The organism is Streptomyces luteosporeus, from assembly GCF_039532865.1.
Taxonomy (GTDB): domain Bacteria; phylum Actinomycetota; class Actinomycetes; order Streptomycetales; family Streptomycetaceae; genus Streptomyces; species Streptomyces luteosporeus.
The window spans coordinates 89480-112396 of sequence record NZ_BAAASL010000018.1; the positions used below are offsets into that span (position 1 = coordinate 89480).

Annotated in this window: 24 protein-coding genes; 22 read left to right on the forward strand and 2 right to left on the reverse strand. The window is 70.8% G+C overall.

Translation table 11 applies throughout. From position 1 onward, the window contains the following. Nucleotides 1-182: 182 nt before the first annotated feature. From ABD361_RS22600 to ABD361_RS22685, 18 genes are all read left to right on the forward strand, one after another. Nucleotides 183-1301, forward strand: coding sequence for an LCP family protein (locus ABD361_RS22600; RefSeq protein WP_344437318.1), 1119 nt, complete (start codon nt 183-185; stop codon nt 1299-1301). 143 nt (nt 1302-1444) lie between these two features. Then, entirely contained in the window at nt 1445-1669 is a 225-nt protein-coding gene (rpmE, locus tag ABD361_RS22605) for a 50S ribosomal protein L31 (RefSeq protein ID WP_344437319.1), read from the forward strand. Nucleotides 1670-1800: 131 nt separating this feature from the next. After that, the gene (gene prfA / locus ABD361_RS22610; protein ID WP_344437320.1) at nt 1801-2880 is read left to right on the forward strand and encodes a peptide chain release factor 1; all 1080 of its coding nucleotides are present in this window, start codon (nt 1801-1803) and stop codon (nt 2878-2880) included. A gap of 37 nt (nt 2881-2917) precedes the next feature. Continuing rightward, complete coding sequence (gene prmC, locus ABD361_RS22615; RefSeq protein ID WP_344437321.1) at nt 2918-3763, forward strand: peptide chain release factor N(5)-glutamine methyltransferase; 846 nt, start codon at nt 2918-2920, stop codon at nt 3761-3763. 69 nt (nt 3764-3832) lie between these two features. Next, nucleotides 3833-4480 (forward strand): L-threonylcarbamoyladenylate synthase, encoded by a 648-nt coding sequence (locus tag ABD361_RS22620; RefSeq protein ID WP_344437322.1) that lies wholly within the window; start codon nt 3833-3835, stop codon nt 4478-4480. Continuing rightward, entirely contained in the window at nt 4477-5130 is a 654-nt protein-coding gene (locus ABD361_RS22625; protein ID WP_344437323.1) for an arsenate reductase/protein-tyrosine-phosphatase family protein, read from the forward strand. The genes ABD361_RS22620 and ABD361_RS22625 overlap by 4 nt, the downstream gene beginning before the upstream one ends. 100 nt (nt 5131-5230) lie before the next feature. After that, nucleotides 5231-6541, forward strand: coding sequence for a serine hydroxymethyltransferase (locus ABD361_RS22630; RefSeq protein ID WP_344437324.1), 1311 nt, complete (start codon nt 5231-5233; stop codon nt 6539-6541). Nucleotides 6542-6653: 112 nt separating this feature from the next. Beyond that, nucleotides 6654-7955 carry an MraY family glycosyltransferase gene (locus tag ABD361_RS22635; protein ID WP_344437325.1) on the forward strand — a complete coding sequence of 434 codons (1302 nt, stop codon included), beginning with the start codon at nt 6654-6656 and terminating at the stop codon, nt 7953-7955. 270 nt (nt 7956-8225) lie between these two features. Next, complete coding sequence (locus tag ABD361_RS22640) at nt 8226-8660, forward strand: Cg1360 family ATP-synthase-associated protein (RefSeq protein ID WP_344437327.1); 435 nt, start codon at nt 8226-8228, stop codon at nt 8658-8660. A gap of 267 nt (nt 8661-8927) precedes the next feature. After that, nucleotides 8928-9740, forward strand: coding sequence for a F0F1 ATP synthase subunit A (gene atpB / locus ABD361_RS22645; protein ID WP_486387914.1), 813 nt, complete (start codon nt 8928-8930; stop codon nt 9738-9740). 81 nt (nt 9741-9821) lie between these two features. Next, nucleotides 9822-10064: an ATP synthase F0 subunit C gene (gene atpE / locus ABD361_RS22650; RefSeq protein WP_030280712.1), complete on the forward strand. Its 243-nt coding sequence runs from the start codon at nt 9822-9824 to the stop codon at nt 10062-10064. A 40-nt stretch (nt 10065-10104) separates the two neighbouring features. After that, nucleotides 10105-10668 (forward strand): F0F1 ATP synthase subunit B, encoded by a 564-nt coding sequence (locus ABD361_RS22655; RefSeq protein WP_344437329.1) that lies wholly within the window; start codon nt 10105-10107, stop codon nt 10666-10668. Continuing rightward, entirely contained in the window at nt 10665-11480 is an 816-nt protein-coding gene (locus ABD361_RS22660; protein WP_344437330.1) for a F0F1 ATP synthase subunit delta, read from the forward strand. Before ABD361_RS22655 ends, ABD361_RS22660 begins: the two co-directional genes overlap by 4 nt. A 120-nt stretch (nt 11481-11600) precedes the next feature. Further along, a complete protein-coding gene (gene atpA, locus ABD361_RS22665; RefSeq protein ID WP_344437332.1) occupies nt 11601-13172 on the forward strand; it encodes a F0F1 ATP synthase subunit alpha in 1572 nt (523 codons plus the stop codon). 4 nt (nt 13173-13176) lie between these two features. Continuing rightward, nucleotides 13177-14094 (forward strand): F0F1 ATP synthase subunit gamma, encoded by a 918-nt coding sequence (locus ABD361_RS22670; protein ID WP_344437333.1) that lies wholly within the window; start codon nt 13177-13179, stop codon nt 14092-14094. A 4-nt stretch (nt 14095-14098) separates the two neighbouring features. Further along, complete coding sequence (gene atpD, locus ABD361_RS22675) at nt 14099-15541, forward strand: F0F1 ATP synthase subunit beta (RefSeq protein ID WP_344437335.1); 1443 nt, start codon at nt 14099-14101, stop codon at nt 15539-15541. Between the two features lie 116 nt (nt 15542-15657). Continuing rightward, nucleotides 15658-16035, forward strand: a complete 378-nt coding sequence (locus ABD361_RS22680) for a F0F1 ATP synthase subunit epsilon (RefSeq protein ID WP_344437336.1) — start codon at nt 15658-15660, stop codon at nt 16033-16035. Between the two features lie 122 nt (nt 16036-16157). Next, the gene (locus ABD361_RS22685; protein WP_344437337.1) at nt 16158-16607 is read left to right on the forward strand and encodes a DUF2550 domain-containing protein; all 450 of its coding nucleotides are present in this window, start codon (nt 16158-16160) and stop codon (nt 16605-16607) included. A gap of 108 nt (nt 16608-16715) precedes the next feature. Here the strand turns inward: ABD361_RS22685 and ABD361_RS22690 are convergent, their stop codons facing one another. Then, nucleotides 16716-17264 (reverse strand): hypothetical protein, encoded by a 549-nt coding sequence (locus tag ABD361_RS22690; RefSeq protein ID WP_344437338.1) that lies wholly within the window; start codon nt 17262-17264, stop codon nt 16716-16718. 158 nt (nt 17265-17422) lie between these two features. On the opposite strand from ABD361_RS22690, the gene ABD361_RS22695 reads away from it, so the two are divergent. From ABD361_RS22695 to ABD361_RS22710, 4 genes are all read left to right on the forward strand, one after another. Next, the gene (locus ABD361_RS22695) at nt 17423-18631 is read left to right on the forward strand and encodes a sensor histidine kinase (RefSeq protein WP_344437339.1); all 1209 of its coding nucleotides are present in this window, start codon (nt 17423-17425) and stop codon (nt 18629-18631) included. After that, nucleotides 18628-19290, forward strand: coding sequence for a response regulator (locus ABD361_RS22700; protein ID WP_344437340.1), 663 nt, complete (start codon nt 18628-18630; stop codon nt 19288-19290). Before ABD361_RS22695 ends, ABD361_RS22700 begins: the two co-directional genes overlap by 4 nt. 144 nt (nt 19291-19434) lie before the next feature. Then, on the forward strand, nt 19435-21393 hold the full coding sequence (locus ABD361_RS22705; protein ID WP_344437395.1) for a glycosyl hydrolase family 18 protein: 1959 nt from the start codon (nt 19435-19437) through the stop codon (nt 21391-21393). Nucleotides 21394-21548: 155 nt separating this feature from the next. Continuing rightward, nucleotides 21549-22328 (forward strand): transglutaminase-like domain-containing protein, encoded by a 780-nt coding sequence (locus ABD361_RS22710; protein ID WP_344437341.1) that lies wholly within the window; start codon nt 21549-21551, stop codon nt 22326-22328. Here the strand turns inward: ABD361_RS22710 and ABD361_RS22715 are convergent. Next, the gene (locus ABD361_RS22715) at nt 22261-22833 is read right to left on the reverse strand and encodes a cob(I)yrinic acid a,c-diamide adenosyltransferase (RefSeq protein WP_344437342.1); all 573 of its coding nucleotides are present in this window, start codon (nt 22831-22833) and stop codon (nt 22261-22263) included. The two genes, ABD361_RS22710 and ABD361_RS22715, sit on opposite strands and share 68 nt — an antisense overlap. Nucleotides 22834-22917 lie beyond the last annotated feature (84 nt).

Sequence of the window (22917 nt, forward strand, 5' to 3'; positions counted from 1 at the left end):
ACCCCGAAACACCTCGGCCATCTGGCCTAAACCGCAGGTAGGAGCCGTGGAGCAGGCAGAACGGGCCGTGGCCGGGCCGATCTTTTCTCACCTTCTCCTCAGACACCGCTGTGCAACCCTGGCGCATACTTCCCCGTCAACCAGCAGGGGGCAGCCGAAGACCAGCGGAGGACTGAGAGCGCATGGCCGACGAGACCACGGGTAGGCGGGCCGGATCGCATCGCCGGCGCGCCGGCGGGAAGCGCGGCCGTCGTCGTAAGCCGCCCGTGCGCCGCAAGGGCAGGCGAATAGCCCTCTGGAGCGCCGGCGCGCTGCTCCTGCTGGGCGGTACGGGCGCGGGGCTGCTGTACATGAAGCTCAACGGCAACCTCAGCAGCGTCGACATCAACGCCGCCCTGGGCAAGAACCGGCCGGACAACGTCGACAACGGCTCGATGGACATCCTCGTCCTCGGCTCCGACTCCCGCGCCGGCGCCAACAGCAAGTACGGCCGTGACGAGGGCAGCTCCCGCTCCGACACCGCGATGATCGTCCACGTCTACGCGGGTCACAAGCAGGCCAGCGTGGTCTCCATCCCGCGCGACACGATCGTCTCCCGCCCCGAGTGCACCACCCAGAGCGGCAAGACGGTCCCCGCGGTCAAGCGGGAGCAGTTCAACGAGGCGTACTCCATCGGCGGCGCGGTCTGCGCGGTCAAGACCGTCGAGGCCATGACCAACATCCGCATGGACCACTACCTGGAGGTCGACTTCGCCGGCTTCCAGAACCTGATCGACAAGCTGGGCGGCGTCGAGGTCACCACGACCAAGCCCATCAACGACCGGTGGAGCCACCTGAAGCTGGACGCGGGCACCCACACCCTCACCGGCGAGCAGGCCCTGGGCCTGGTGCGCACCCGGCACGGCGTGGGCGACGGCAGCGACCTGGGCCGCATCAAGCTGCAGCAGGCCTTCATCAAGGCGCTGATCAACCAGGTCAAGCACGTGGGCCTGTTCACCAACCCCACCAAGCTCTACGGGATCGCCGACACCGCCACCAAGGCCCTGACCACCGACAAGGACCTCGCCTCGGTGGACAAGCTCTACGGCTTCGCCAACAGCCTCAAGGGCATCGGCCCCGACCAGATGCGCATGGTGACGCTGCCGGTGGGCCCCGACCCCCGCGACCAGGACCGCGTCGTGCCGCTGGAGGAGCCCACCGCCCAGCTGTGGCAGGCGCTCAAGGCCGACCAGCCGGTCCCCGACGCCGTGCTGAAGACCGGCGACGGGGCGAAGACGCAGGCCGACGGCGTGGTGAAGTAGCCCGGCGAAGGCCCGGGAATACCGGGCCGCCCACCCCCGTTTTGGGGGATGCGGCCAGTACTGGCAGACTGGTACGTCGGCCCCGGTTCACGTACGGCAATCCCGCCCTGCGACCCGGTGCCCTCCCGAACCTAGGAGAACCCTTGAAGCGCGACATCCACCCGGAGTACGTGGAGACCCAGGTCAGCTGCACCTGTGGCGCCTCCTTCACCACCCGTAGCACGATCGCGGCCGGCACCATCCGTGCCGAGGTCTGCTCCGAGTGCCACCCGTTCTACACGGGCAAGCAGAAGATCCTCGACACCGGTGGCCGTGTGGCGCGGTTCGAGGCCCGCTTCGGCAAGAACGCCGGGTCCGCCAAGAAGTAGCGGCCCGCTGGCGCCGGTCCTCGTCCTGCCCCTCTGCGCGAGGGGCGGGGTGGACCGGCGCTTTGTCGTCGTCCGGCAGGCCCCCCTCCCGCACGCCCGCGGGCCCCTTACCTCCGCTTGAAGGAAACCTGATGTTCGAGGCTGTCGAGGACCTCATCGGCGAGCACGCCGACCTCGAGAAGCGGCTCGCCGACCCCGCCGTGCACGCGGACCAGGCCAATGCCCGCAAGCTCAACAAGCGCTACGCCGAGCTGACCCCGATCGTCGCCACCTACCGCACCTGGAAGCAGGTCGGTGACGACATCGACACCGCGCGCGAGCTCGCCGCTGAGGACCCCGACTTCGCGGCCGAGGTGAAGGAGCTGGAAAAGCGGCGCGAGGAGCTCACCGAGAAGATGCGCCTGCTGCTGGTCCCCCGCGACCCCAGCGACGACAAGGACGTCATCCTGGAGATCAAGGCCGGCGCCGGTGGCGACGAGTCCGCGCTCTTCGCCGGCGACCTGCTGCGCATGTACCTGCGCTACGCCGAGCGCGTCGGCTGGAAGACCGAGATCATCGACGCCACCGAGTCCGAGCTGGGCGGCTACAAGGACGTCCAGGTCGCGGTGAAGACCAAGGGCGGCAACGGCGCCACCGAGCCCGGCCAGGGCGTGTGGGCCCGCCTGAAGTACGAGGGCGGTGTGCACCGCGTCCAGCGCGTGCCGGCCACCGAGTCCCAGGGCCGCATCCACACCTCCGCCGCCGGCGTCCTCGTCACGCCCGAGGCCGAGGAGATCGAGGTCGAGGTCAACCCCAACGACCTGCGCATCGACGTCTACCGCTCGTCCGGCCCCGGCGGCCAGTCGGTCAACACCACCGACTCGGCCGTGCGCATCACCCACCTGCCCACCGGTGTGGTCGCCTCCTGCCAGAACGAGAAGAGCCAGCTGCAGAACAAGGAGCAGGCCATGCGCATCCTGCGCTCGCGCCTGCTCGCCGCGGCCCAGGAGGAGGCCGAGCGCAACGCCGCGGACGCCCGGCGCAGCCAGGTCCGCACCGTCGACCGCTCGGAGAAGATCCGGACCTACAACTTCCCGGAGAACCGCATTTCCGACCACCGCGTCGGGTTCAAGGCGTACAACTTGGACCAGGTGCTCGACGGTGAGCTGGACGCGGTCATCCAGGCGTGCGTCGACGCCGACGCGGCGGCCAAGCTCGCCTCGGCCCAGTAGCCGTACGAGAAGCGACCCGGATCAGGAGGAAGGCCCAGTGAACCTGCTGCTCGCCGAGGTGGCGCAGGCCACCCAGCGGCTGGCCGACGCCGGCGTGCCCTCCCCGCGCTTCGACGCGGAGGAGCTCGCCGCCTTCGTGCACGGCGTCAAACGGGGTGAGCTGCACAACGTCGCCGACGCCGACTTCGACGCCCGCTACTGGGAGGCCGTCGCGCGCCGCGAGGCCCGCGAGCCGCTGCAGCACATCACCGGGCGCGCCTTCTTCCGGTACCTGGAGCTGCAGGTCGGCCCCGGGGTCTTCGTGCCCCGGCCGGAGACCGAGTCGGTCGTCGGCTGGGCCATAGACGCCGTGCGCGCCATGGACGTGGTCGAGCCCCTGATCGTCGACCTGTGCACCGGCTCGGGCGCCATCGCGCTCGCCCTCGCCCAGGAGGTGCCCCGCTCCCGGGTGCACGCCGTCGAGCTGGACGAGACCGCGCTCGGCTGGGCCCGCCGCAACACCGAGGGCTCCCGGGTGCACCTGCACCACGGCAACGCGCTGACCGCCCTGCCCGAGCTGGACGGCCAGGTCGACCTGGTGATCTCCAACCCGCCGTACATCCCGCTCACCGAGTGGGAGTACGTCGCCCCCGAGGCCCGCGACCACGACCCGGAGCTCGCCCTGTTCTCCGGCGAGGACGGCCTGGACACCATCCGCGGCCTGGAGCGCACCGCCCACCGGCTGCTGCGCCCCGGCGGCGTCGTCGTCGTCGAGCACGCCGACACCCAGGGCGGCCAGGTGCCGTGGATCTTCGCCGAGGAGAAGGGCTGGGCCGACGCCGCCGACCACCCCGACCTCAACAACCGCCCGCGCTTCGCCACGGCCCGCAAGGCGACGCCGTGACGCCCTCCGGCGCACCCGGGCGACACCACCCCCACCCTTCCGTCCCTTCCGTACGAGGAGGCCAGTGACATGGCACGGCGATACGACTGCAGCGACGCGACCGACCGCAGGACCGGTCTGCGCGAGGCGGCCGCCGCGGTCCGCCGCGGCGAGCTGGTCGTGCTGCCCACCGACACCGTCTACGGCATCGGTGCGGACGCCTTCAGCCGCGAGGCCGTCGGCGACCTCCTGCAGGCCAAGGGCCGGGGCCGGGGCATGCCCTCGCCCGTCCTCGTGGGCTCGCCCAACACCCTGCACGGGCTCGTCACCGACTTCTCCGAGCAGGCCTGGGAGCTCGTCGACGCCTTCTGGCCCGGCGCGCTCACCCTCGTCGCCAAGCACCAGCCGTCGCTGACCTGGGACCTGGGCGAGACCCGCGGCACGGTGGCCGTGCGCATGCCGCTGCACCCCGTCGCCATCGAGCTGCTGACCGAGTTCGGCCCCATGGCCGTCTCCAGCGCCAACCTCACCGGCCACCCCGCCCCGCAGACCTGCGACGCCGCGCAGGAGATGCTCGGCGACTCCGTCTCCGTCTACCTCGACGGCGGCGCCACCCCCGCCGACGTGCCGTCCTCCATCGTGGACGTCACCGGCAAGGTGCCCGTCCTGCTGCGCGCCGGCGCCGTCAGCGCCGAGCAGCTGCGCGAGGTGGTACCCGACCTCGAGGTGGCCAATTGATCGCCCCGCAGGGGCGTGGCATAGCGGAGCCGGAGACATCCGCCGACATCTTCCGCATCCTCCACGTCAGCACCGGCAACGTCTGCCGCTCGCCGATCACCGAGCGGCTGACCCGGCACGCCCTCACGCACCGCCTCGGCGACCCGTACGCCGGGGGCCTGGTGGTGGAGAGCGCCGGCACCTGGGGCCACGAGGGCGCCCCCATGGAGGCCCACGCCGCGACGGTCCTCGCCGACTTCGGCGCCGACCCGCACGGCTTCACCGGCCGGGAGCTGCTGGACGAGCACGTCATCCGCGCCGACCTGGTCCTGACCGCCACCCGCGACCACCGCGCCCAGGTCATCTCCATGGGCCACTCGGCGGGGCTGCGCACCTTCACGCTCAAGGAGTTCACCCGGCTGGTGCGGGCCATAGACCCCGCGACCCTGCCCGACCCGCGGCAGGCCGGCGGGGTGGTCGAGCGCGCCCGCGCCCTGGTGCAGGCCGCCGCCGCGCTGCGCGGCTGGCTGCTGGCGCCGAGCGCGGAGGCGGACGAGGTGCACGACCCCTACGGCGCCCCGATCACCTTCTTCCGCTCCATCGGCGACGAGATCAACCAGGCACTGGACCCGGTCGTCACCGCGCTCACGGGGGTCTCCGGCCGGGCCTAGCCGCGACCTTCCGGGCATATGGCACCGTGCGGGCCTACATTGGGAGGACAGGCCCTTCCGGGACCGCCCGCCCATCGCACCGCACAGCCGGGAGCCAGCGATGCCCGTGCCCACCACCCCCGCACCCGTCGGCAGCACCGGGCCCCTGGCCGCAGCGCAGGACCTCCCGCGCCCCTCCTGGGACGGCGGCTTCACCGCACTGACCCGGCAGGACCCCGAGATCGCCGGACTGCTCCTGGCCGAGGCCGAGCGCCAGGCCACCGGGCTGCAGCTCATCGCCGCCGAGAACTTCACCTCGCCCGCCGTCCTGGCCGCCCTCGGCTCCCCGCTCACCAACAAGTACGCCGAGGGCTACCCCGGCGCCCGCCACCACGGCGGCTGCGAGCTCGTCGACCTGGCCGAGGGCCTGGCCGTCGAGCGCGCCCGGCACCTGTTCGGCGCCGCGCACGCCAACGTCCAGCCGCACTCCGGCACCGCCGCCGTCCTCGCCGCCTACGCGGCGCTGCTGACCCCCGGCGACACGGTGCTGGCCATGGGCCTGCAGCAGGGCGGACACCTCACCCACGGCTCCCCGGTGAACTTCTCCGGCCGGTGGTACGACTTCGTCGGCTACGGCGTCGACGAGGCCACCGGCCTGCTGGACTACGACCGGGTGCGCGACCTGGCCCGCACCCACCGGCCCCGGGCCATCGTGTGCGGCTCCACCTCCTACCCGCGCCACCCCGACTACGCGGCCTTCCGCCGCATCGCCGACGAGGTGGGCGCCCACCTGATCGTGGACGCCGCCCACCCCATGGGCCTGGTCGCCGGGGGAGCGGCGCCCAACCCCGTGCCGTACGCCGACGTGGTGTGCGCCACCACGCACAAGGTGCTGCGCGGCCCGCGCGGCGGGCTGCTGCTGTGCGGCCCCGAGCTCGCCCAGCGCGTGGACCGCGCGCTGTTCCCCTTCACCCAGGGCGGCGCCCAGATGCACACGGTCGCCGCCAAGGCCGTCGCCCTCGGCGAGGCGGCGACCCCCGCATTCGGCGCGTACGTCCACCAGGTCGTCGCCAACGCCCGCCGGCTCGCGGCCACCCTGGCCGCCGAGGGCGTCCCCGTGGAGACCGCGGGCACCGACACCCACCTGGTGGTCGCCGACGTCTCCACGCTCGCCCTGGACGCCGCCACGGCCCGCCGCAGGCTCTCGGCGGCCGCCATGGTGCTGGACGTCTGCGGGCTGCCCCGCGGCAGCGCACGCGGCCTGCGCATGGGCACGGCGGCCGTCACCACGCAGGGGATGGGCGAGAGCGAGATGGAGCTCGTCGGCACCCTGATCGCGAAGGTGCTGCGCGGCGAGCTGCCGGAGGCCGACGCCCGGGCCGAGGTGGCGGATCTGGCCGGAAGGTTCCCCCCGTATCGCGCCCACATGTGATCATTTGGAACCCCGCCGGGGCGGTGGGCGTCCTGGAGGGCATTCACGGTTCCGGGGCGGACGCGAATATGGTGTGAGGCTGTGATGTCCAGCGCTATCCCTGGGGCAGCCCGTGCGTGAATACCTGCTGACGTTGTGCGTCACCGCGGCGGTCACCTACCTGCTGACGGGCCCGGTGCGGAAGTTCGCGATCGTGGCGGGCGCCATGCCCGAGATCCGCGCGCGCGACGTGCACCGGGAACCGACGCCGCGGCTCGGCGGTATCGCGATGTTCGGCGGGTTGTGCGCGGGACTGCTGGTCGCCGCGCACCTGTCCAACCTCAAGTCCGTCTTCGAGCTGTCCAACGAGCCCAGAGCCCTGCTGTCGGGCGCGGGCCTGATCTGGATCCTCGGCGTGCTCGACGACAAGTGGGGCGTGGACGCCCTGGTCAAACTGGGCGGCCAGATGATCGCCGCCGGCGTGATGGTGCTGCAGGGTCTGACGATCCTGTTCATCCCCGTGCCCGGTGTCGGCACGGTCTCGCTGACCCCCATGCAGGGCACGCTGCTCACGGTCGCCCTCGTCGTGATCACCATCAACGCGGTGAACTTCGTCGACGGCCTGGACGGCCTGGCGGCCGGCATGGTGTGCATCGCCGCCGCCGCGTTCTTCATGTACGCCTACCGCATGTGGTACGGCCACGGGCTGGAGTCCGCCGCCCCCGGCACCCTGATCGCCGCCGTGCTCATGGGCATGTGCCTGGGCTTCCTGCCGCACAACATGCACCCCGCGCGCATCTTCATGGGCGACTCCGGCTCGATGCTCATCGGCCTGGTCATGGCGGCCGCCGCCATCTCCATCACCGGCCAGGTCGACCCCGACGCCCTCAAGCTGTGGGCGGGCTCCGAGCGGGCGGCCGTGCAGGCGATGGTCCCGGTCTACATTCCGCTGCTGCTGCCGCTGACCGTCATCGCGGTGCCGGTCGCCGACCTGCTGCTGGCCATCGTGCGCCGCACGTGGAAGGGCCAGTCGCCGTTCGCCGCGGACCGCGGCCACCTGCACCACCGGCTGCTGGAGATCGGTCACTCCCACAGCCGGGCCGTGTGGATCATGTACTTCTGGTCGGCGCTGATCGGCTTCGGCACGGTGGCCTACTCGGTGAACTCCGCCAGTGTCTGGATCCTGCTGCTCATCGTCGCGCTCAGCGCCGTGGGCCTGGTGCTGCTGCTGATGCCGCGCTTCACGCCGCGCGCCCCGCTGTGGGCCCAGCGCTTCGTCCCGCCGCGCTACCGCCGCCGCGTCCCCGCGGCACCGGCCCCCGCCGCCCGTACCGGCGAGGGGGAGGAGCGCGAGCCGGTGCCCGCCGGGCTGCACGGGGCCACCGCCGTCGGCGACCGCTCCCGCTTCGCACATGCGCGCGGGGGCAAGAACTGAAAACGGCCGGGCGCCGTCGTGGCGTCCTCTAGCAGACGAAAGACAGCTCCGTCAGCCCTGTGACCAGGGCATTGACCCCTGAGTGTGACATGCGGCACACGATGTAGGTAAAGACCTCATCAAATAGTTTGTGATACCGTTCACGAAACCCTTGGTAGAGCCGAAGGACCGTAGTGCGGCGGCCCTTCGCTGCGAGGTGCCACCTCATTCCCGGGGATACGCTCAGTCACGACGAATCGTTGCTTCCGACCTTCGCCGGAGAAACCCTTCATGCAGTCCAACGACGCCCGAACACTTCTGCAGTGCGCCGTTCCGACCGCCCTCACCGGTGTGGTGGCCGTCGTTGCCGGCTTCGTGCTCGCCGGCGGCAAGGGCGGGATCGGCGCGACCGTCGGAGTCGCCCTCACCGGTGCGGTCATGGCCTCGGGCCTGGTGATCCTGCAGCGCACCGCCAGGAATCTGCCGCACCTTTTCCAGGCCATGGGGCTGCTGCTCTACATGACCCAGATGCTGCTGGTGGCCGTGTTTTTGATGGTGTTCAAGGACACCACGCTGTTCGACACCAAGGTTTTCGCCTTCACCCTGCTCGCCGCGACCCTCGTGTGGATCGGGGCGCAGGCGCGCGCGTACATGAAGGCCAAGATCCTTTATGTGGAGACGTCCCGCGAGACCGAGAAGACCACGCCCGCCGGTTCTCCGTCATGAGCGGTAGGCCCGGGATAAAGGCTCGCGCGCTCACCTGCTATCGTCCGATGCCATCTGAGGTGCAGCGGACGCAGGCAGCCGAAACCCCGAGTCCCGCGGGGCAGAGCCGGCAGCCCGTGCAGCTGACGCCTGCGATGCATCTCGGCCGTTCCCGGTCGATCTGCCGCACCCCCATTCGTAAGACCAGTCCAGTGCCGTTCCGTGGCTGCACGCCGCGCCGACACAACGAGGTTGCCGTACCTATGCGCCACGCTGAAGGAGCTCGCGGTGAGTGCTGACCAGACGCTGCTCGCCTTCGAGACCGATTGCCACATCTTCAACGGGTGCGGCTTCCCGGCCCCAGGGCTCCACTCGTTCGTCTTCGAGCCGCTCTTCACGATCGGCGGTTACGAGTTCAACAAGCCGATGCTGCTGGCCATCCTCGGCTCGCTGCTCGTCGTGGGGTTCTTCTGGGCGGCGTTCGGCAGGGCCAAGGTGGTCCCCGGCAAGCTGCAGATGGTCGGTGAGGCCGGCTACGACTTCGTGCGCCGCGGGATCGTCTACGAGGCGCTCGGCAAGAAGCACGGCGAGAAGTACGTGCCGTTCATGGTCTCGCTGTTCTTCTTCGTCTGGATCATGAACCTCTGGTCGATCATCCCGGTGGCTTCGTTCCCCGTGACGTCGATCATTGCCTACCCCGCCGGCCTCGCCCTGGTCGTCTACGTCATGTGGGTCTTCCTGACCTTCAAGAAGCACGGCTTCGTCGGCGCCCTGAAGAACATCACCGGCTACAACAAGGAGCTGGGCTGGGTCCTGCCGCTGATCGTGGTGATCGAGGCCCTGTCCAACCTGATCATCCGGCCCTTCACCCACGCGGTCCGGCTCTTCGCGAACATGTTCGCCGGCCACCTGCTGATCGTGATGTTCACCATCGCCAGCTGGTACCTGCTGAACGGCATCGGCATCGCCTACGCGGGCGCGTCGTTCCTCATGACGCTCGCGATGACCGCCTTCGAGCTCTTCATCCAGGCCGTCCAGGCGTACATCTTCGTCCTCCTGGCCACCAGCTACATCCAGGGCGCGCTCTCCGAGCACCACTGAGCCAGCCCGCTCCCGCCCCCAATCCAAGAGACGTCCGGTGGCCAACCCCCACCGGTCCGTGAAAGAGAAGGAAGAACCGGCATGTCCGCTCTCCAGACCCTCGCCTCCGCCGACGCCTTCACCGGCAGCGCCAGCGCGATCGGCTACGGCCTGGCCGCCATCGGCCCGGGCGTCGGCGTCGGCATCATCTTCGGCAACGGCACCCAGGCCCTGGCCCGTCAGCCCGAGGCGGCCGGCCTGATCCGCACCAACCAGATCATGGGTTTCGCCTTCTGTGAGGCGCTCGCCCTGATCGGCATCGTCATGGGCTTCGTGTTCAAGTAAACCGACCCAGCGACAACCCTTTTCGACGAAAGGCACTGATGTGTACGCCCTGACGCACCTGGCGTCCGAGGAGATGGAGAACCCTCTCCTCCCGCCGATGCCAGAGCTCATCATCGGCCTGATCGCCTTCCTCATCGTCTTCGGGTTCCTCGGCAAGAAGCTCCTCCCGAACATCAACAAGGTTCTGGAGGAGCGCCGGGCGGCCATCGAGGGCGGCATGGAGAAGGCCGAGGCCGCGCAGGCCGAGGCTCAGCAGGTTCTCGAGGACTACCGGGCCCAGCTCGCCGACGCCCGCCACGAGGCTGCGCGTCTGCGCCAGGAGGCGCAGGAGCAGGGCGTCGCGCTGATCGCCGAGATGCGGCTCGAGGGCCAGCGGCAGCGTGAGGAGATCATCGCCGCCGGTCACGCCCAGATCGAGGCCGACCGCAAGGCCGCCGCGGCCACGCTGCGCCAGGACGTCGGCCAGCTGGCCATCGACCTGGCCGGCCGGATCGTCGGCGAGTCCCTGACGGACGCCGAGCGCCAGAGCCGGACCATCGACCGCTTCCTCGACGCGCTCGAGACCAAGGCGGGCGACGAGACGAAGGCCGAGGCCACGCGATGAGCCTTGCGAGCCGGGAGGCCCTGGCCTCCGCACGGGAGCGCCTCGACGCGCTGGCGGACAACACGGCCGTGGACGCCGCGAAGCTCGCCGAGGAACTGGCCGCCGTCACCGCGCTGCTCGACCGCGAGGTCTCGCTGCGTCGGGTCCTGACCGACCCGGCGCAGTCCGGCGAGGCCAAGGCGGAGCTGGCGCGCCGGCTGCTGGCCGGCCAGGTGGGCGAGGAGTGCGTCGAGCTGGTCGGCGGCATGGTCCGTTCCCGCTGGTCGCGCTCGCGCGACCTGGTGGACGCGATCGAGGAGCTGGCCTCCGGCGCCGACCTGATCGCCGCCGAGCGGGCCGGTGACCTGGACGACGTCGAGGACGAGGTGTTCCGCTTCGGCCGCATCGTCGCGTCGAACCCGGAGCTGCGCGCCGCGCTGGCCGACAAGGTCGCGGACCGCCGCGCCAAGGCCGAGCTGGTGCGCGAGCTGCTGGGCGGCCGGGCCAACCCGGTCACCGAGCGCCTCGTGCTCCGGCTGGTGACCGCGCCGCGTGGACGTAGCCTGGACGGTGGGCTGAACGCCCTCTCCAAGCTGGCCGCCGACCGCCGCAACCGCATGGTCGCGGAGGTCACCTCCGCGGTGCCGCTCAGCGATCAGCAGAAGCAGCGCCTCGGCGAGGCGCTCGCCACGCTGTACGGGCGACGCGTCCACCTCAACCTGGACGTCGACCCCGAGATCATCGGTGGCATCCAGGTGCGGATCGGCGACGAGGTCATCAACGGCACGATCGCGGACCGGCTCGCCGAGGCGAGCCGCCGGATGGCCGGCTGACCAGCCACCAACTCAAGAGCATGTACTGACGGCCCGGGTTGGGCCGACGGTGTCCTCTGGGGGACAGTCCCCAGACCCCCAGAATTACTTCGGGCCCAACAAGGAGAGCAGGGAACCCAGATGGCGGAGCTCACGATCCGGCCGGAGGAGATCCGGGACGCACTGGAGAACTTTGTCCAGGCGTACAAGCCGGACGCGGCCTCGCGCGAGGAGGTCGGTACGGTCAGCGTTGCCGGCGACGGCATCGCGAAGGTCGAGGGCCTTCCCTCGGCCATGGCGAACGAGCTGCTGCGGTTCGAGGACGGCACCCTCGGTCTCGCCCTCAACCTCGAGGAGCGCGAGATCGGTGCGGTCGTCCTCGGCGAGTTCAGCGGCATCGAGGAGGGCCAGCCGGTGCAGCGCACCGGTGAGGTGCTCTCCGTCGCGGTGGGCGAGGGCTACCTCGGCCGCGTCGTCGACCCGCTGGGCAACCCGATCGACGGCCTCGGCGAGATCGCGACCGAGGGCCGCCGCGCCCTCGAACTGCAGGCCCCCGGCGTCATGGTCCGCAAGTCGGTCCACGAGCCGATGGAGACCGGCTACAAGGCCGTCGACGCCATGACCCCGGTCGGCCGTGGCCAGCGTCAGCTGATCATCGGTGACCGTCAGACCGGCAAGACCGCGCTCGCGATCGACACGATCATCAACCAGCGCGACAACTGGCGCACCGGCGACCCCAAGAAGCAGGTCCGCTGCATCTACGTCGCCATCGGCCAGAAGGGCTCCACCATCGCCGGCGTGCGCCGCGCGCTGGAGGAGAACGGCGCCCTGGAGTACACGACGATCGTCGCCGCTCCCGCGTCCGACCCGGCCGGCTTCAAGTACCTCGCCCCCTACACCGGCTCGGCCATCGGCCAGCACTGGATGTACCAGGGCAAGCACGTCCTGATCGTCTTCGACGACCTGTCGAAGCAGGCCGACGCCTACCGTGCCGTCTCCCTGCTGCTGCGCCGCCCGCCGGGCCGCGAGGCCTACCCGGGTGACGTCTTCTACCTGCACTCGCGTCTGCTGGAGCGCTGCGCCAAGCTCTCCGACGACATGGGCGCCGGTTCGATGACGGGTCTGCCGATCGTCGAGACCAAGGCCAACGACGTCTCGGCGTTCATCCCGACCAACGTCATCTCCATCACCGACGGCCAGTGCTTCCTGGAGTCCGACCTGTTCAACGCCGGCCAGCGCCCGGCCCTGAACGTCGGTATCTCGGTCTCCCGTGTCGGTGGCTCGGCCCAGCACAAGGCCATGAAGCAGGTCTCCGGCCGCCTTCGTGTGGACCTGGCCCAGTACCGCGAGCTGGAGGCGTTCGCCGCCTTCGGTTCCGACCTGGACGCCGCGTCGAAGGCCGCCCTGGAGCGCGGCAAGCGCATGGTGGAGCTGCTCAAGCAGTCCCAGTACGCCCCGTACTCCACCGAGGACCAGGTCGTCTCCATCTGGGCCGGCACCACCGGCAAGATGGACGACGTCCCGGTCGAGGACATCCGCCGCTTCGAGCGCGAGCTGCTGGACTACCTGCACCGCGAGCACGGCGGTCTGATGACCTCCATCCGCGAGGGCGGCAAGATGTCCGACGACACGCTGCAGGCCGTGGGCGACGCGATCGCGGCGTTCAAGCAGCAGTTCGAGACCTCGGACGGCAAGCTGCTGGGCGAGGGCTGAGCATATGGGTGCCCAGCTCCGGGTCTACAAGAGGCGGATCAAGTCCGTCTCCGCGACCAAGAAGATCACCAAGGCGATGGAGATGATCGCCGCCTCGCGCATCGTCAAGGCGCAGCGCCAGGTGGCGGCCTCCACTCCGTACGCCAGTGAGCTCACCCGGGCAGTGACCGCGGTTGCCACCGGGTCCAACACCAAGCACGCCCTGACGACCGAGGTCGAGAACCCGGTCCGGGCCGCGGTCCTGCTCGTCACGAGCGACCGCGGTCTGGCCGGCGGCTACTCCTCCAACGCGATCAAGTCCGCCGAGCGGCTCACCGAGCGCCTCAAGGCGGAGGGCAAGGACGTCGTCACGTACATCGTCGGCCGCAAGGGCGTCGCGTACTACGGCTTCCGCGAGCGCCCGGTCGCCGGTTCGTGGACGGGCTTCACCGACAGCCCGACCTACGCCGACGCCAAGCGGGTCGCCGGTCCCCTCATCGAGGCGGTCCAGCAGGACACCGCCGAGGGCGGCGTGGACGAGCTGCACATCGTCTTCACGGAGTTCGTGTCGATGATGACGCAGACGCCGGTCGACAACCGGCTGCTGCCGCTGAGCCTCGAAGCCACGGCCGAGGAGTCCGAGGCGGTCAAGGACAAGATCCTGCCGCTGTACGACTTCGAGCCGTCCGACGAGGGCGTGCTCGACGCGCTGCTGCCGCGGTACGTCGAGTCCCGGATCTACAACGCCCTGCTGCAGGCCGCCGCCTCCGAGCACGCGGCCCGCCGCCGGGCGATGAAGTCGGCGACCGACAACGCCGAAGAGCTCATCAAGTCGCTCACGCGGCTTGCCAATGCGGCCCGACAGGCCGACATCACCCAGGAAATCAGCGAGATCGTCGGTGGCGCGAGCGCCCTGGCCGACGCGACCGCGGGGAGTGACTGAAACAATGACCACCACTGTTGAGACGGCCGCCGCGACGGGCCGCGTCGCCCGGGTCATCGGCCCGGTCGTCGACGTGGAGTTCCCCGTCGACGCGATGCCGGAGATCTACAACGCGCTGACCGTCGAGGTCTCCGACCCGGCCGAGGCCGGCAAGAAGAAGACCCTGACCCTCGAGGTCGCGCAGCACCTGGGCGAGGGCCTGGTGCGCGCCATCTCCATGGAGCCCACCGACGGTCTGGTCCGCCAGGCCCCGGTGACCGACACCGGCGACGGCATCACCGTCCCCGTCGGTGACGTCACCAAGGGCCGGGTGTTCAACACCCTGGGCCGCATCCTGAACGAGCCCGAGGCCGAGTCCGAGGTCACCGAGCGCTGGTCCATCCACCGCAAGGCCCCGGCGTTCGACCAGCTCGAGTCGAAGACCGAGATGTTCGAGACGGGTCTGAAGGTCGTCGACCTGCTGACCCCGTACGTCAAGGGCGGCAAGATCGGTCTGTTCGGTGGTGCCGGTGTCGGCAAGACCGTTCTGATCCAGGAAATGATCATGCGTGTGGCCAAGCTGCACGATGGTGTTTCCGTCTTCGCCGGCGTCGGCGAGCGCACCCGTGAGGGCAACGACCTCATCCAGGAGATGGAGGAGTCGGGCGTTCTGGACAAGACCGCCCTGGTCTTCGGTCAGATGGACGAGCCCCCGGGCACCCGTCTGCGCGTCGCCCTGGCCGGTCTGACCATGGCGGAGTACTTCCGCGATGTGCAGAAGCAGGACGTGCTGTTCTTCATCGACAACATCTTCCGCTTCACCCAGGCCGGTTCCGAGGTCTCCACGCTGCTGGGCCGCATGCCCTCCGCCGTGGGTTACCAGCCGAACCTCGCCGACGAGATGGGCCTCCTGCAGGAGCGCATCACCTCGACCCGTGGTCACTCGATCACCTCCATGCAGGCGATCTACGTCCCCGCGGACGACCTGACCGACCCGGCCCCGGCGACGACCTTCGCCCACCTGGACGCCACGACCGTTCTGTCGCGTCCGATCTCGGAGAAGGGCATCTACCCGGCGGTCGACCCGCTGGACTCGACGTCCCGCATCCTGGACCCGCGCTACATCGCGCAGGACCACTACGAGTGCGCCTCCCGCGTCAAGGGGATCCTGCAGAAGTACAAGGACCTCCAGGACATCATCGCGATCCTCGGTATCGACGAGCTGGGCGAAGAGGACAAGCTGGTCGTCCACCGCGCCCGTCGCGTCGAGCGCTTCCTGTCGCAGAACACCCACGCGGCGAAGCAGTTCACCGGTGTCGACGGTTCGGACGTTCCGCTGGACGAGTCCATCGCCGCGTTCAACGCGATCTGCGACGGTGAGTTCGACCACTTCCCGGAGCAGGCCTTCTTCATGTGCGGTGGCCTCGAGGACCTGAAGAAGAACGCCAAGGAGCTGGGCGTCTCCTAAGGGCCCTCGCGCCCTGACGTCCGGGGGCGGGGCACTCCCGCCCCCGGACGTCACGTCCCCTATTCTTTGACCCAACACCCGTCGCACCCGGCGGGTGTAAGACCCGAGGAGCCACGTTGGCTGCTGAGCTGCACGTCGAGCTGGTCGCGGCGGACCGAAGCGTCTGGTCCGGCGAGGCCACCCTGGTCATCGCGCGTACCACATCGGGTGACATCGGCGTCATGCCCGGCCACCAGCCGCTGCTCGGTGTGCTGGAGTCCGGCCCGGTGACCATCAGGACCACCGACGGCGGCACCGTCGTCGCCGCGGTGCACGGCGGTTTCATCTCGTTCGCGGACGACAAGCTCTCGCTGCTCGCCGAGATCGCGGAGCTCGCCGACGAGATCGACGTCGAGCGTGCCGAGCGGGCGCTCGAGCGCGCCAAGGCGGAGGCCGACGCCGCCGCCGAGCGGCGCGCGGACGTCCGGCTGAAGGCGGTCACGGGCGTTCGCTAGCCCGTATCCGCTTCGAGTACGACCCTCAGCCGCGGGCCGGCCTGGAACCTTCCAGGGCGGTCCGCGGCTGAGGCAATAACGCAGGTGCGGTTGCTCTAGATGATGCGAGGAGGTCGGTGGAGATGGTCCTCGCTCTGCTCGTGAGCGGCATCGTCGTACTACTGGTGTTGCTGGGGCTCTTCGTCTTCGGGCTGCGCAGGCGGCTCATCCAGCGTTCCGGCGGCACGTTCGACTGCAGCCTGCGCTGGAACGTTCCGGAGGACGACCCCGAACCCGCCGGCAAGGGCTGGGTGTACGGGGTCGCCCGCTACAGCGGCGACCGCATCGAGTGGTTCCGCGTCTTCTCCTATGCCCCGCGCCCGCGCCGTGTGCTGGAGCGGGACTCGATCGAGGTACTGGAGCGCCGCACTCCCCAGGGCGAGGAGGAGCTGGCGCTCCTTTCGGATGCGATCGTGCTGGGGTGCGCGCACCGGGGCACGCGCCTGGAGCTCGCCATGAGCGAGGACGCGCTGACGGGCTTCCTCGCCTGGCTGGAGGCGGCGCCTCCCGGCCAGCGCGTCAACGTGGCCTAGCCCCGTCAGGGGCGCGGGGAACTGCGCGATCGGCCACCGGCGGCCCGCAGGCGAAGCACGGCCCCATGTGCGGGCGCGTCGTGGCTTGTCGCGCAGTTCCCCGCGCCCCTACGGGGCGCCGTCCTTCTTCGGCTGCTTGGGCCAGAGCGTGTAGCTGAGGGCGATGGCCAGGTTGATGCCTGCCACCCACAGCATCCTCGTCTGCCACTCCCGCAGGGAGCTGATGTCACCGGAGCCCCCCACGTACCAGGCGGCGCACTGCAGGAGCCCGATCGCGATCGCCGACGCCAGGATCCACTTGCCCGCCGTCCGCCACTCGTGCACGGTGCGCGCCATGCCGTACTTCGGCGGCTTCACCGGCGGCGGCCCGCCCGCGAAGCGGTGGGCGAAGCGCTGGTCGACCCACTTGATCGTGGAATGTCCCAGCGCCACCGAGAAGCCGATGTAGACCGCCGCCAGGCCGTGCTTCCAGTCGGCCGTGGCGCCGTTCCTCAGGTCGATCGCCGTGGCGATCAGCAGGACCAGCTCCAGCACCGGCTCCAGCAGCAGTGCCGCGACCCCCGTACGCGGCATGCGGGCCAGGTAGCGCAGGCTCAGCCCGGCGGCCAGCAGGACCCAGAAGCCGATCTCGCAGGCGACGACCAGCGTGACGATCACGTTCCTCTCCCTTCCTCCCCACCAGCGTCCGCTCCGCGCGGCCCGGATTCGTCGTCGTACGCGATGATCCGGCACTGCATCCTTCGATGGAGGAGGCGGGTCCCGGCCCGGTCCTGGAGGGGACGATTCCGCCCCGGGCGACGTGCTGAGATGGAGCCATGCCCGGCCTCTTCACGCTGCCCGACCGCCCGCACCGCGACGACGTGCTCATCGCCGTCGCCGGGCTGGTGGGTGGGCTGGTGTTGTGGTTCCTGGGGCTGCGGGGACACAGGAGCTGGGTGCCGGGGCTCTCGCCCCGGTGGGCGCTGCTCGCCCTGGTGGCCATGGCGGGCCTGGAACTGCTGCGGCGCACGATGCCGGAGCCGGCCCTGGTGCTCGGCACCCTCGTCTTCGCGGTGGACCTGGCGACCGGTGCGAACCTGCTCGCCACGCTGCTGATGTTCACCGACCTGATCTACGCGGCCGTGCTGTACGGCCCTGCGGGCGCCGCCCGCCGGGTACCGCGTACGTGCGAGGCCCTGACCGTCGTGGCGACGGTGGTCGCTTTCGCGGTGGCCCGCAAGCCCGAGGCCCTGCTCGTCGGCGTGGGCGTCGCCGTGGTCGCGGTGGCGCCGGCCTGGACCGGTGTCGCCGTGCGCACCCACCGCGACGCCGCCCGCGTGGCCCGGCTCAACGCCGAGCGCACGGCGCTGCTGGCGGAGATGGACCGTCGCGAGGCGGTTGTCGCCGAGCGGGCCCGGATGGCGCGGGAGCTGCACGACATGGTGGCCGGGCACCTGTCCGCCATCGCCATCCACTCCTCGGCCGCGCTGTCCATCGACGAGCCGGCCGCCTCGCGCGAGGCGCTCGGGGTCATCCGGGAGAACAGCGTCCAGGGCCTGGCCGAGATGCGGCGCCTGATCGGGCTGCTGCGGGACACGACCGGAGCCGAGGAGCCGGCGCCCACGCCCACGCTGGCGGGCCTGGACGCGCTGGTCGAGCGGGCCAGGGCGGTCGTGCCGGACGAGCGCTTCGCCTTCCGGCTCGACGACGTCCGCGGCCCGGGCGCGCTGCCCGCGCCGGTCGAGCTCGCGGCGTACCGCATCGTGCAGGAGTCGCTGACCAACGCGGTCAAGCACGCGGCCCCCGGCGAGGTGCGGGTGGAGCTGGCGCGGGGCGTGGACGGCGGGGGAGGGCTGACGGTGCGGGTGACCAGTGCGCTGGGCGACGGGCCCGGGCACCGGGCGCCGGGCGCGGGGGCGGGCGTGGTCGGCATGCGCGAGCGCGTGGAGCTGCTCGGCGGCCGGCTGACGGCCGGCCCCGCGGCGGGCGGTGCCATGTGGGAGGTACGGGCCGAACTGCCCGTGGACGAGGAGGACGCAGGGTGATCCGGGTACTGGTGGCCGAGGACCAGGCCGCGGTGCGGTCCGGGCTGGTGCTCATCCTGAGGTCGGCCCCCGGCATCGAGGTGGCCGGGGAGGCGGCGGACGGCGAGGAGGCCGTGCGCCTGGCCCGCGAGCTGCGGCCGGACGTGGTGCTGATGGACGTGCAGATGCCGCGCCTGGACGGGGTGTCGGCGACCCGGGTCATCACGGGCGAGCAGCTGGCCGACGTCCTGGTCCTGACCACCTTCGACCTGGACGAGTACGTCTTCGGCGCGCTGCGGGCGGGGGCGGCCGGCTTCCTGCTCAAGGACAGCGAGGCCGCCGACCTGGTGGCGGCGGTGCGGACGGTGGCGCGCGGCGAGGGGCTGATCTCGCCGGCGGTGACGCGGCGTCTCATCGCGGAGTTCGCCCGGCCGACGCCCCCGCGGCCCGCGCAGGACGGGCCGTACGCCGAGCTGCTCGCGTCGCTCACGCGGCGGGAGCGGGAGGTGCTGGTGTGCGTGGGGGAGGGGCTGTCGAACGCCGAGGTCGCGGGACGGCTGGGCATGGCGGAGGCCACGGTGAAGACCCATGTGAGCCGGCTGCTGGCGAAGCTGGGCCTGCGCAGCAGGGTCCAGGCGGCGGTGCTGGCCCGGGAGTCGGGTCTGGTCCAGACCTCTTGACCATTGGTACGGACCTTTTTACGCTCCGCTCACACGCACACCCCCCACTTGTCCGAACCTCACTTGAGGGAGCACCCCTTGAGCACGAGAACCTCGGCACACCCCTACCTCGCGGCACTCGCCGCCCTCCTCCTCCCCATCGGCATGCTCGTCGCGCTGGCCGCACCGGCCCACGCCGCGCCCACCGCGACGGCGACATTCGTCAAGACCTCTGACTGGGGCACGGGCTTCCAGGGCCAGTGGACGGTGAAGAACACCGGCACCGCCACCCTCTCCTCCTGGACCGTCGAATGGGACTTCCCCGCCGGCACCACGGTCGGCTCCTACTGGGACGCCCTCGTCACCAACTCCGGCGGCCACTACACCGCCAAGAACCGCGAGTACAACGGCACCATCGCCCCCGGGGCGAGCGTGAGCTTCGGCTTCGTCGCCGCCGGTGACGCCGCCCCCGCCGGCTGCAAGCTCAACGGCGGCTCCTGCGACGGCGCGCCCCCCGGCGGCGACAACCCGCCCTCCGCCCCCGGCACCCCCGAGGCCACCACCGTCACCGACACCTCGATCGGCCTGAAGTGGGCGGCCGCCACGGACGACAAGGGCGTGAAGAACTACGACGTCTACCGGGGCACCGCCAAGGTCGCGACCGTGGCCAAGCTGGCCTGGACCGACTCCGGACTGACCGCCGGCACCGCCTACACGTACACCGTCGTCGCCCGCGACACCGCCGACCAGACCGGGCCGGCCAGCCCACCGCTGACCGTCCGTACCACCGGCGGGGGCGGCGACCCGCAGCCCGGCACCGGGTACGCCCGCGTGGGCTACTTCGTGCAGTGGGGCATCTACGGGCGCGGCTACACCGTGAAGTCCCTCGACACCACCGGAGCCGCCCGCCGGCTCACCCACCTCAACTACGCCTTCTCCAACATCGACCCCGTCAACCTGACCTGCCTCAACGGCGTCACCAAGGCCACCAGCCCCAACCCGCAGGACCCCAGCCAGGGCGACGGGGCCGGGGACTCCTGGGCCGACTACGAGAAGGGCTTCGCCGCCGGCGAGTCCGTCGACGGCGTCGGCGACACGTGGGACCAGCCGCTGGCCGGCAACTTCAACCAGCTGAAGAAGCTCAAGGCCAAGTACCCCTCGCTGAAGATCAACATGTCCATCGGCGGCTGGACCTACAGCAAGTACTTCTCGGACGTCGCGAAGACCGACGCCTCACGGCAGAAGTTCGTGAAGTCCTGCATCGACATGTACATCAAGGGCAACCTGCCCGTCACCAACGGACGCGGCGGCCAGGGCAGCGCGGCCGGCATCTTCGACGGATTCGACATCGACTGGGAGTGGCCCGGATCCGAGGGACACGCGGGCAACCACGTCTCCAAGGACGACAAGGCCAACAACACGCTGCTGTTCGCCGAATTCCGCCGGCAGCTGGACGCGCTGAGCGCGACCACCGGCAAGAAGTACCTGCTCACCGCCTTCACCCCGGCCGATCCGGCCAAGATCGACGCCGGCTGGGACATCACCACCAAGGACGGCACGCCCAGCGTCTTCGACTCCATGGACTTCGCCAACGTCCAGGGCTACGACTTCCACGGCTCCGGCAGCGACAACAGCTGGGAGCCGAACCGCACGGGCCACCAGGGGAACCTCTACACCGACCCCAATGACCCGTACACGACGAAGTTCAGCGTCGAGTCGACCGTCCGCACCTACCTCGACGCGGGCGTCGCCCCCCGCCAGGTCGTCCTCGGCCTCGCCTTCTACGGCCGCGGCTGGCAGCAGGTGGCCGACGGCGGCGCCCACGGCGCCTGGCAGACCGCGGGCGGCGCGGCCCCCGGCCAGTTCCCCGAGGAGGCCGGCACCCGCGGGTACGACAACCTCCTCGCGTCCGTACCGAACCTGACCGTCTACCACGACGAGAAGGCGGTCGCCACGTACGGCTACACCGGCGCGGGCGGCCAGTGGTGGACGTTCGACGACGCGTGGTCGATCGGCAAGAAGACGGCCTGGCTGAAGGGCAAGGGGCTGGGCGGCGTGATGATCTGGGAGATGTCGGGCGACACCGGCACGCTGATGACGGCCGTCGACGACGGCTTGCGGTAGCCGCGCACGTCACTGCGGCGCGGGCGGCGGGCCGGGCCCGGCACACCCGGACAGCTCCCGGGCAGGACCGGTCGCGACGGGCCCGGCCGGATCAATTCCGGTGCTCTTCCCGCCACCCGCCCTTCCCGCCGGACGCGCGGTCCCACCATGGGCCGGTGGGATATCACCGGGCCTCGATCGCGGGTGCCTTCCTGGAAGGCACCCGCTTCTGCGACAGCACGTCCGCGCGGATCGCCCGGACGGCCGCGTACGTCACCGCCGGCGCGGCCGACGACCGGGAGAAGGCCGTGCGGCTCTTCCGCTGGGTGCAGGACGAGATCCAGTACGCCATCCTGCACGACTGGAGCCGCACGGCGAGCCAGACACTGCTCCAGCGCCGCGGGTCCTGCTCCAACAAGGCGAACCTGCTCTGCGCCATGCTGCGCGCGCAGCGCATCCCTGCCGGTTTCGGCGTCCTCGTCGTGCACGGCAGGAAGTACTTCGGCCCCGCCTGGTTCCCCGCGCTCCAGCAGCGGTGCGACGAGAGGTCGCGCCACTTCTTCGCCACCGTCCACCTCGGCGGCCGGTGGCTGCGCTGCGACCCGAGCGACGACCGCGCCCTGTCGGCCGCCACCTCCCACATCAACCCGCCCTCCGCACGGGTGCACTTCAGCGGCACCGACCACGCCGACCTGCGCCTCGATCCGGCGCACGTACTGTCCTCCACGTGGCCGGTCGCGGACATCGACCGCTTCCTGGCGCGCAGGACGACGAAGCCGAAGGAGGACTTCGAGCTCCTGGACTCCGCCGTCCGCTTCGCCCGGCAGCACGGGGCCGCCTGCAAGGACCTGGCGGAACTGGAGGAGAGGTTCTGGGCGTGGCGCGGTCCTACCGGTTCTCGCCCGGGACCCACAGGACGTCGCCCAGCTCCTGGTTCGCCGTCCGGGCCAGGATGAACAGCAGGTCCGACAGGCGGTTGAGGTACTTGGCCGTCAGCGGGTTCATGATGTCGCCGTGCATCTCCAGCGCCGCCCACGTCGAGCGTTCCGCCCGCCGCACCACCGTGCACGCCTGGTGCAGCAGCGCCGCCCCCGGCGTGCCCCCCGGCAGGATGAAGCTGCGCAGCTTCTCCAGCGGCGCCAGGAAGTGGTCGCAGTCGGCCTCCAGCTTGTCGATGTAGGCCTGCTCCACCCGCAGCGGGGGATGCTTGGGGTTCTCCACGACCGGCGTGGCCAGGTCGGCGCCCACGTCGAAGAGGTCGTTCTGCACCCGTACGAGCACCTTCACGACCTCCTCGGGCAGCTGCCCGAGCGCGACGGCCACGCCGATGGCCGCGTTCGCCTCGTTGGTGTCCGCGTACGCGGCGATGCGGGTGTCGGTCTTCACGGTGCGGCTCATGTCGCCGAGGGCGGTGGTGCCGTCGTCGCCGGTGCGGGTGTAGATGCGCGTCAGATTGACCATGGTCCCGAGCGTAGTCACGCCCCGGCCCGGCGGAAGTACCGCGTGCCGGCCGCCACGGAGACGACCCCGAGCGCCGTTGCGGGG

Bases quoted from the DNA above. Each gene is read 5' to 3' on its own strand.
- ABD361_RS22600 (WP_344437318.1), top strand. From the start codon at position 183: ATGGCCGACGAGACCACGGGTAGGCGGGCCGGATCGCATCGCCGGCGC.
- prfA (WP_344437320.1), top strand. From the start codon at position 1,801: ATGTTCGAGGCTGTCGAGGACCTCATCGGCGAGCACGCCGACCTCGAG.
- ABD361_RS22620 (WP_344437322.1), top strand. From the start codon at position 3,833: ATGGCACGGCGATACGACTGCAGCGACGCGACCGACCGCAGGACCGGT.
- ABD361_RS22630 (WP_344437324.1), top strand. From the start codon at position 5,231: ATGCCCGTGCCCACCACCCCCGCACCCGTCGGCAGCACCGGGCCCCTG.
- ABD361_RS22640 (WP_344437327.1), top strand. From the start codon at position 8,226: ATGCAGTCCAACGACGCCCGAACACTTCTGCAGTGCGCCGTTCCGACC.
- atpE (WP_030280712.1), top strand. From the start codon at position 9,822: ATGTCCGCTCTCCAGACCCTCGCCTCCGCCGACGCCTTCACCGGCAGC.
- ABD361_RS22660 (WP_344437330.1), top strand. From the start codon at position 10,665: ATGAGCCTTGCGAGCCGGGAGGCCCTGGCCTCCGCACGGGAGCGCCTC.
- atpA (WP_344437332.1), top strand. From the start codon at position 11,601: ATGGCGGAGCTCACGATCCGGCCGGAGGAGATCCGGGACGCACTGGAG.
- ABD361_RS22670 (WP_344437333.1), top strand. From the start codon at position 13,177: ATGGGTGCCCAGCTCCGGGTCTACAAGAGGCGGATCAAGTCCGTCTCC.
- atpD (WP_344437335.1), top strand. From the start codon at position 14,099: ATGACCACCACTGTTGAGACGGCCGCCGCGACGGGCCGCGTCGCCCGG.
- ABD361_RS22685 (WP_344437337.1), top strand. From the start codon at position 16,158: ATGGTCCTCGCTCTGCTCGTGAGCGGCATCGTCGTACTACTGGTGTTG.
- ABD361_RS22695 (WP_344437339.1), top strand. From the start codon at position 17,423: ATGCCCGGCCTCTTCACGCTGCCCGACCGCCCGCACCGCGACGACGTG.
- ABD361_RS22705 (WP_344437395.1), top strand. From the start codon at position 19,435: ATGCTCGTCGCGCTGGCCGCACCGGCCCACGCCGCGCCCACCGCGACG.
- ABD361_RS22715 (WP_344437342.1), bottom strand. From the start codon at position 22,833: ATGGTCAATCTGACGCGCATCTACACCCGCACCGGCGACGACGGCACC.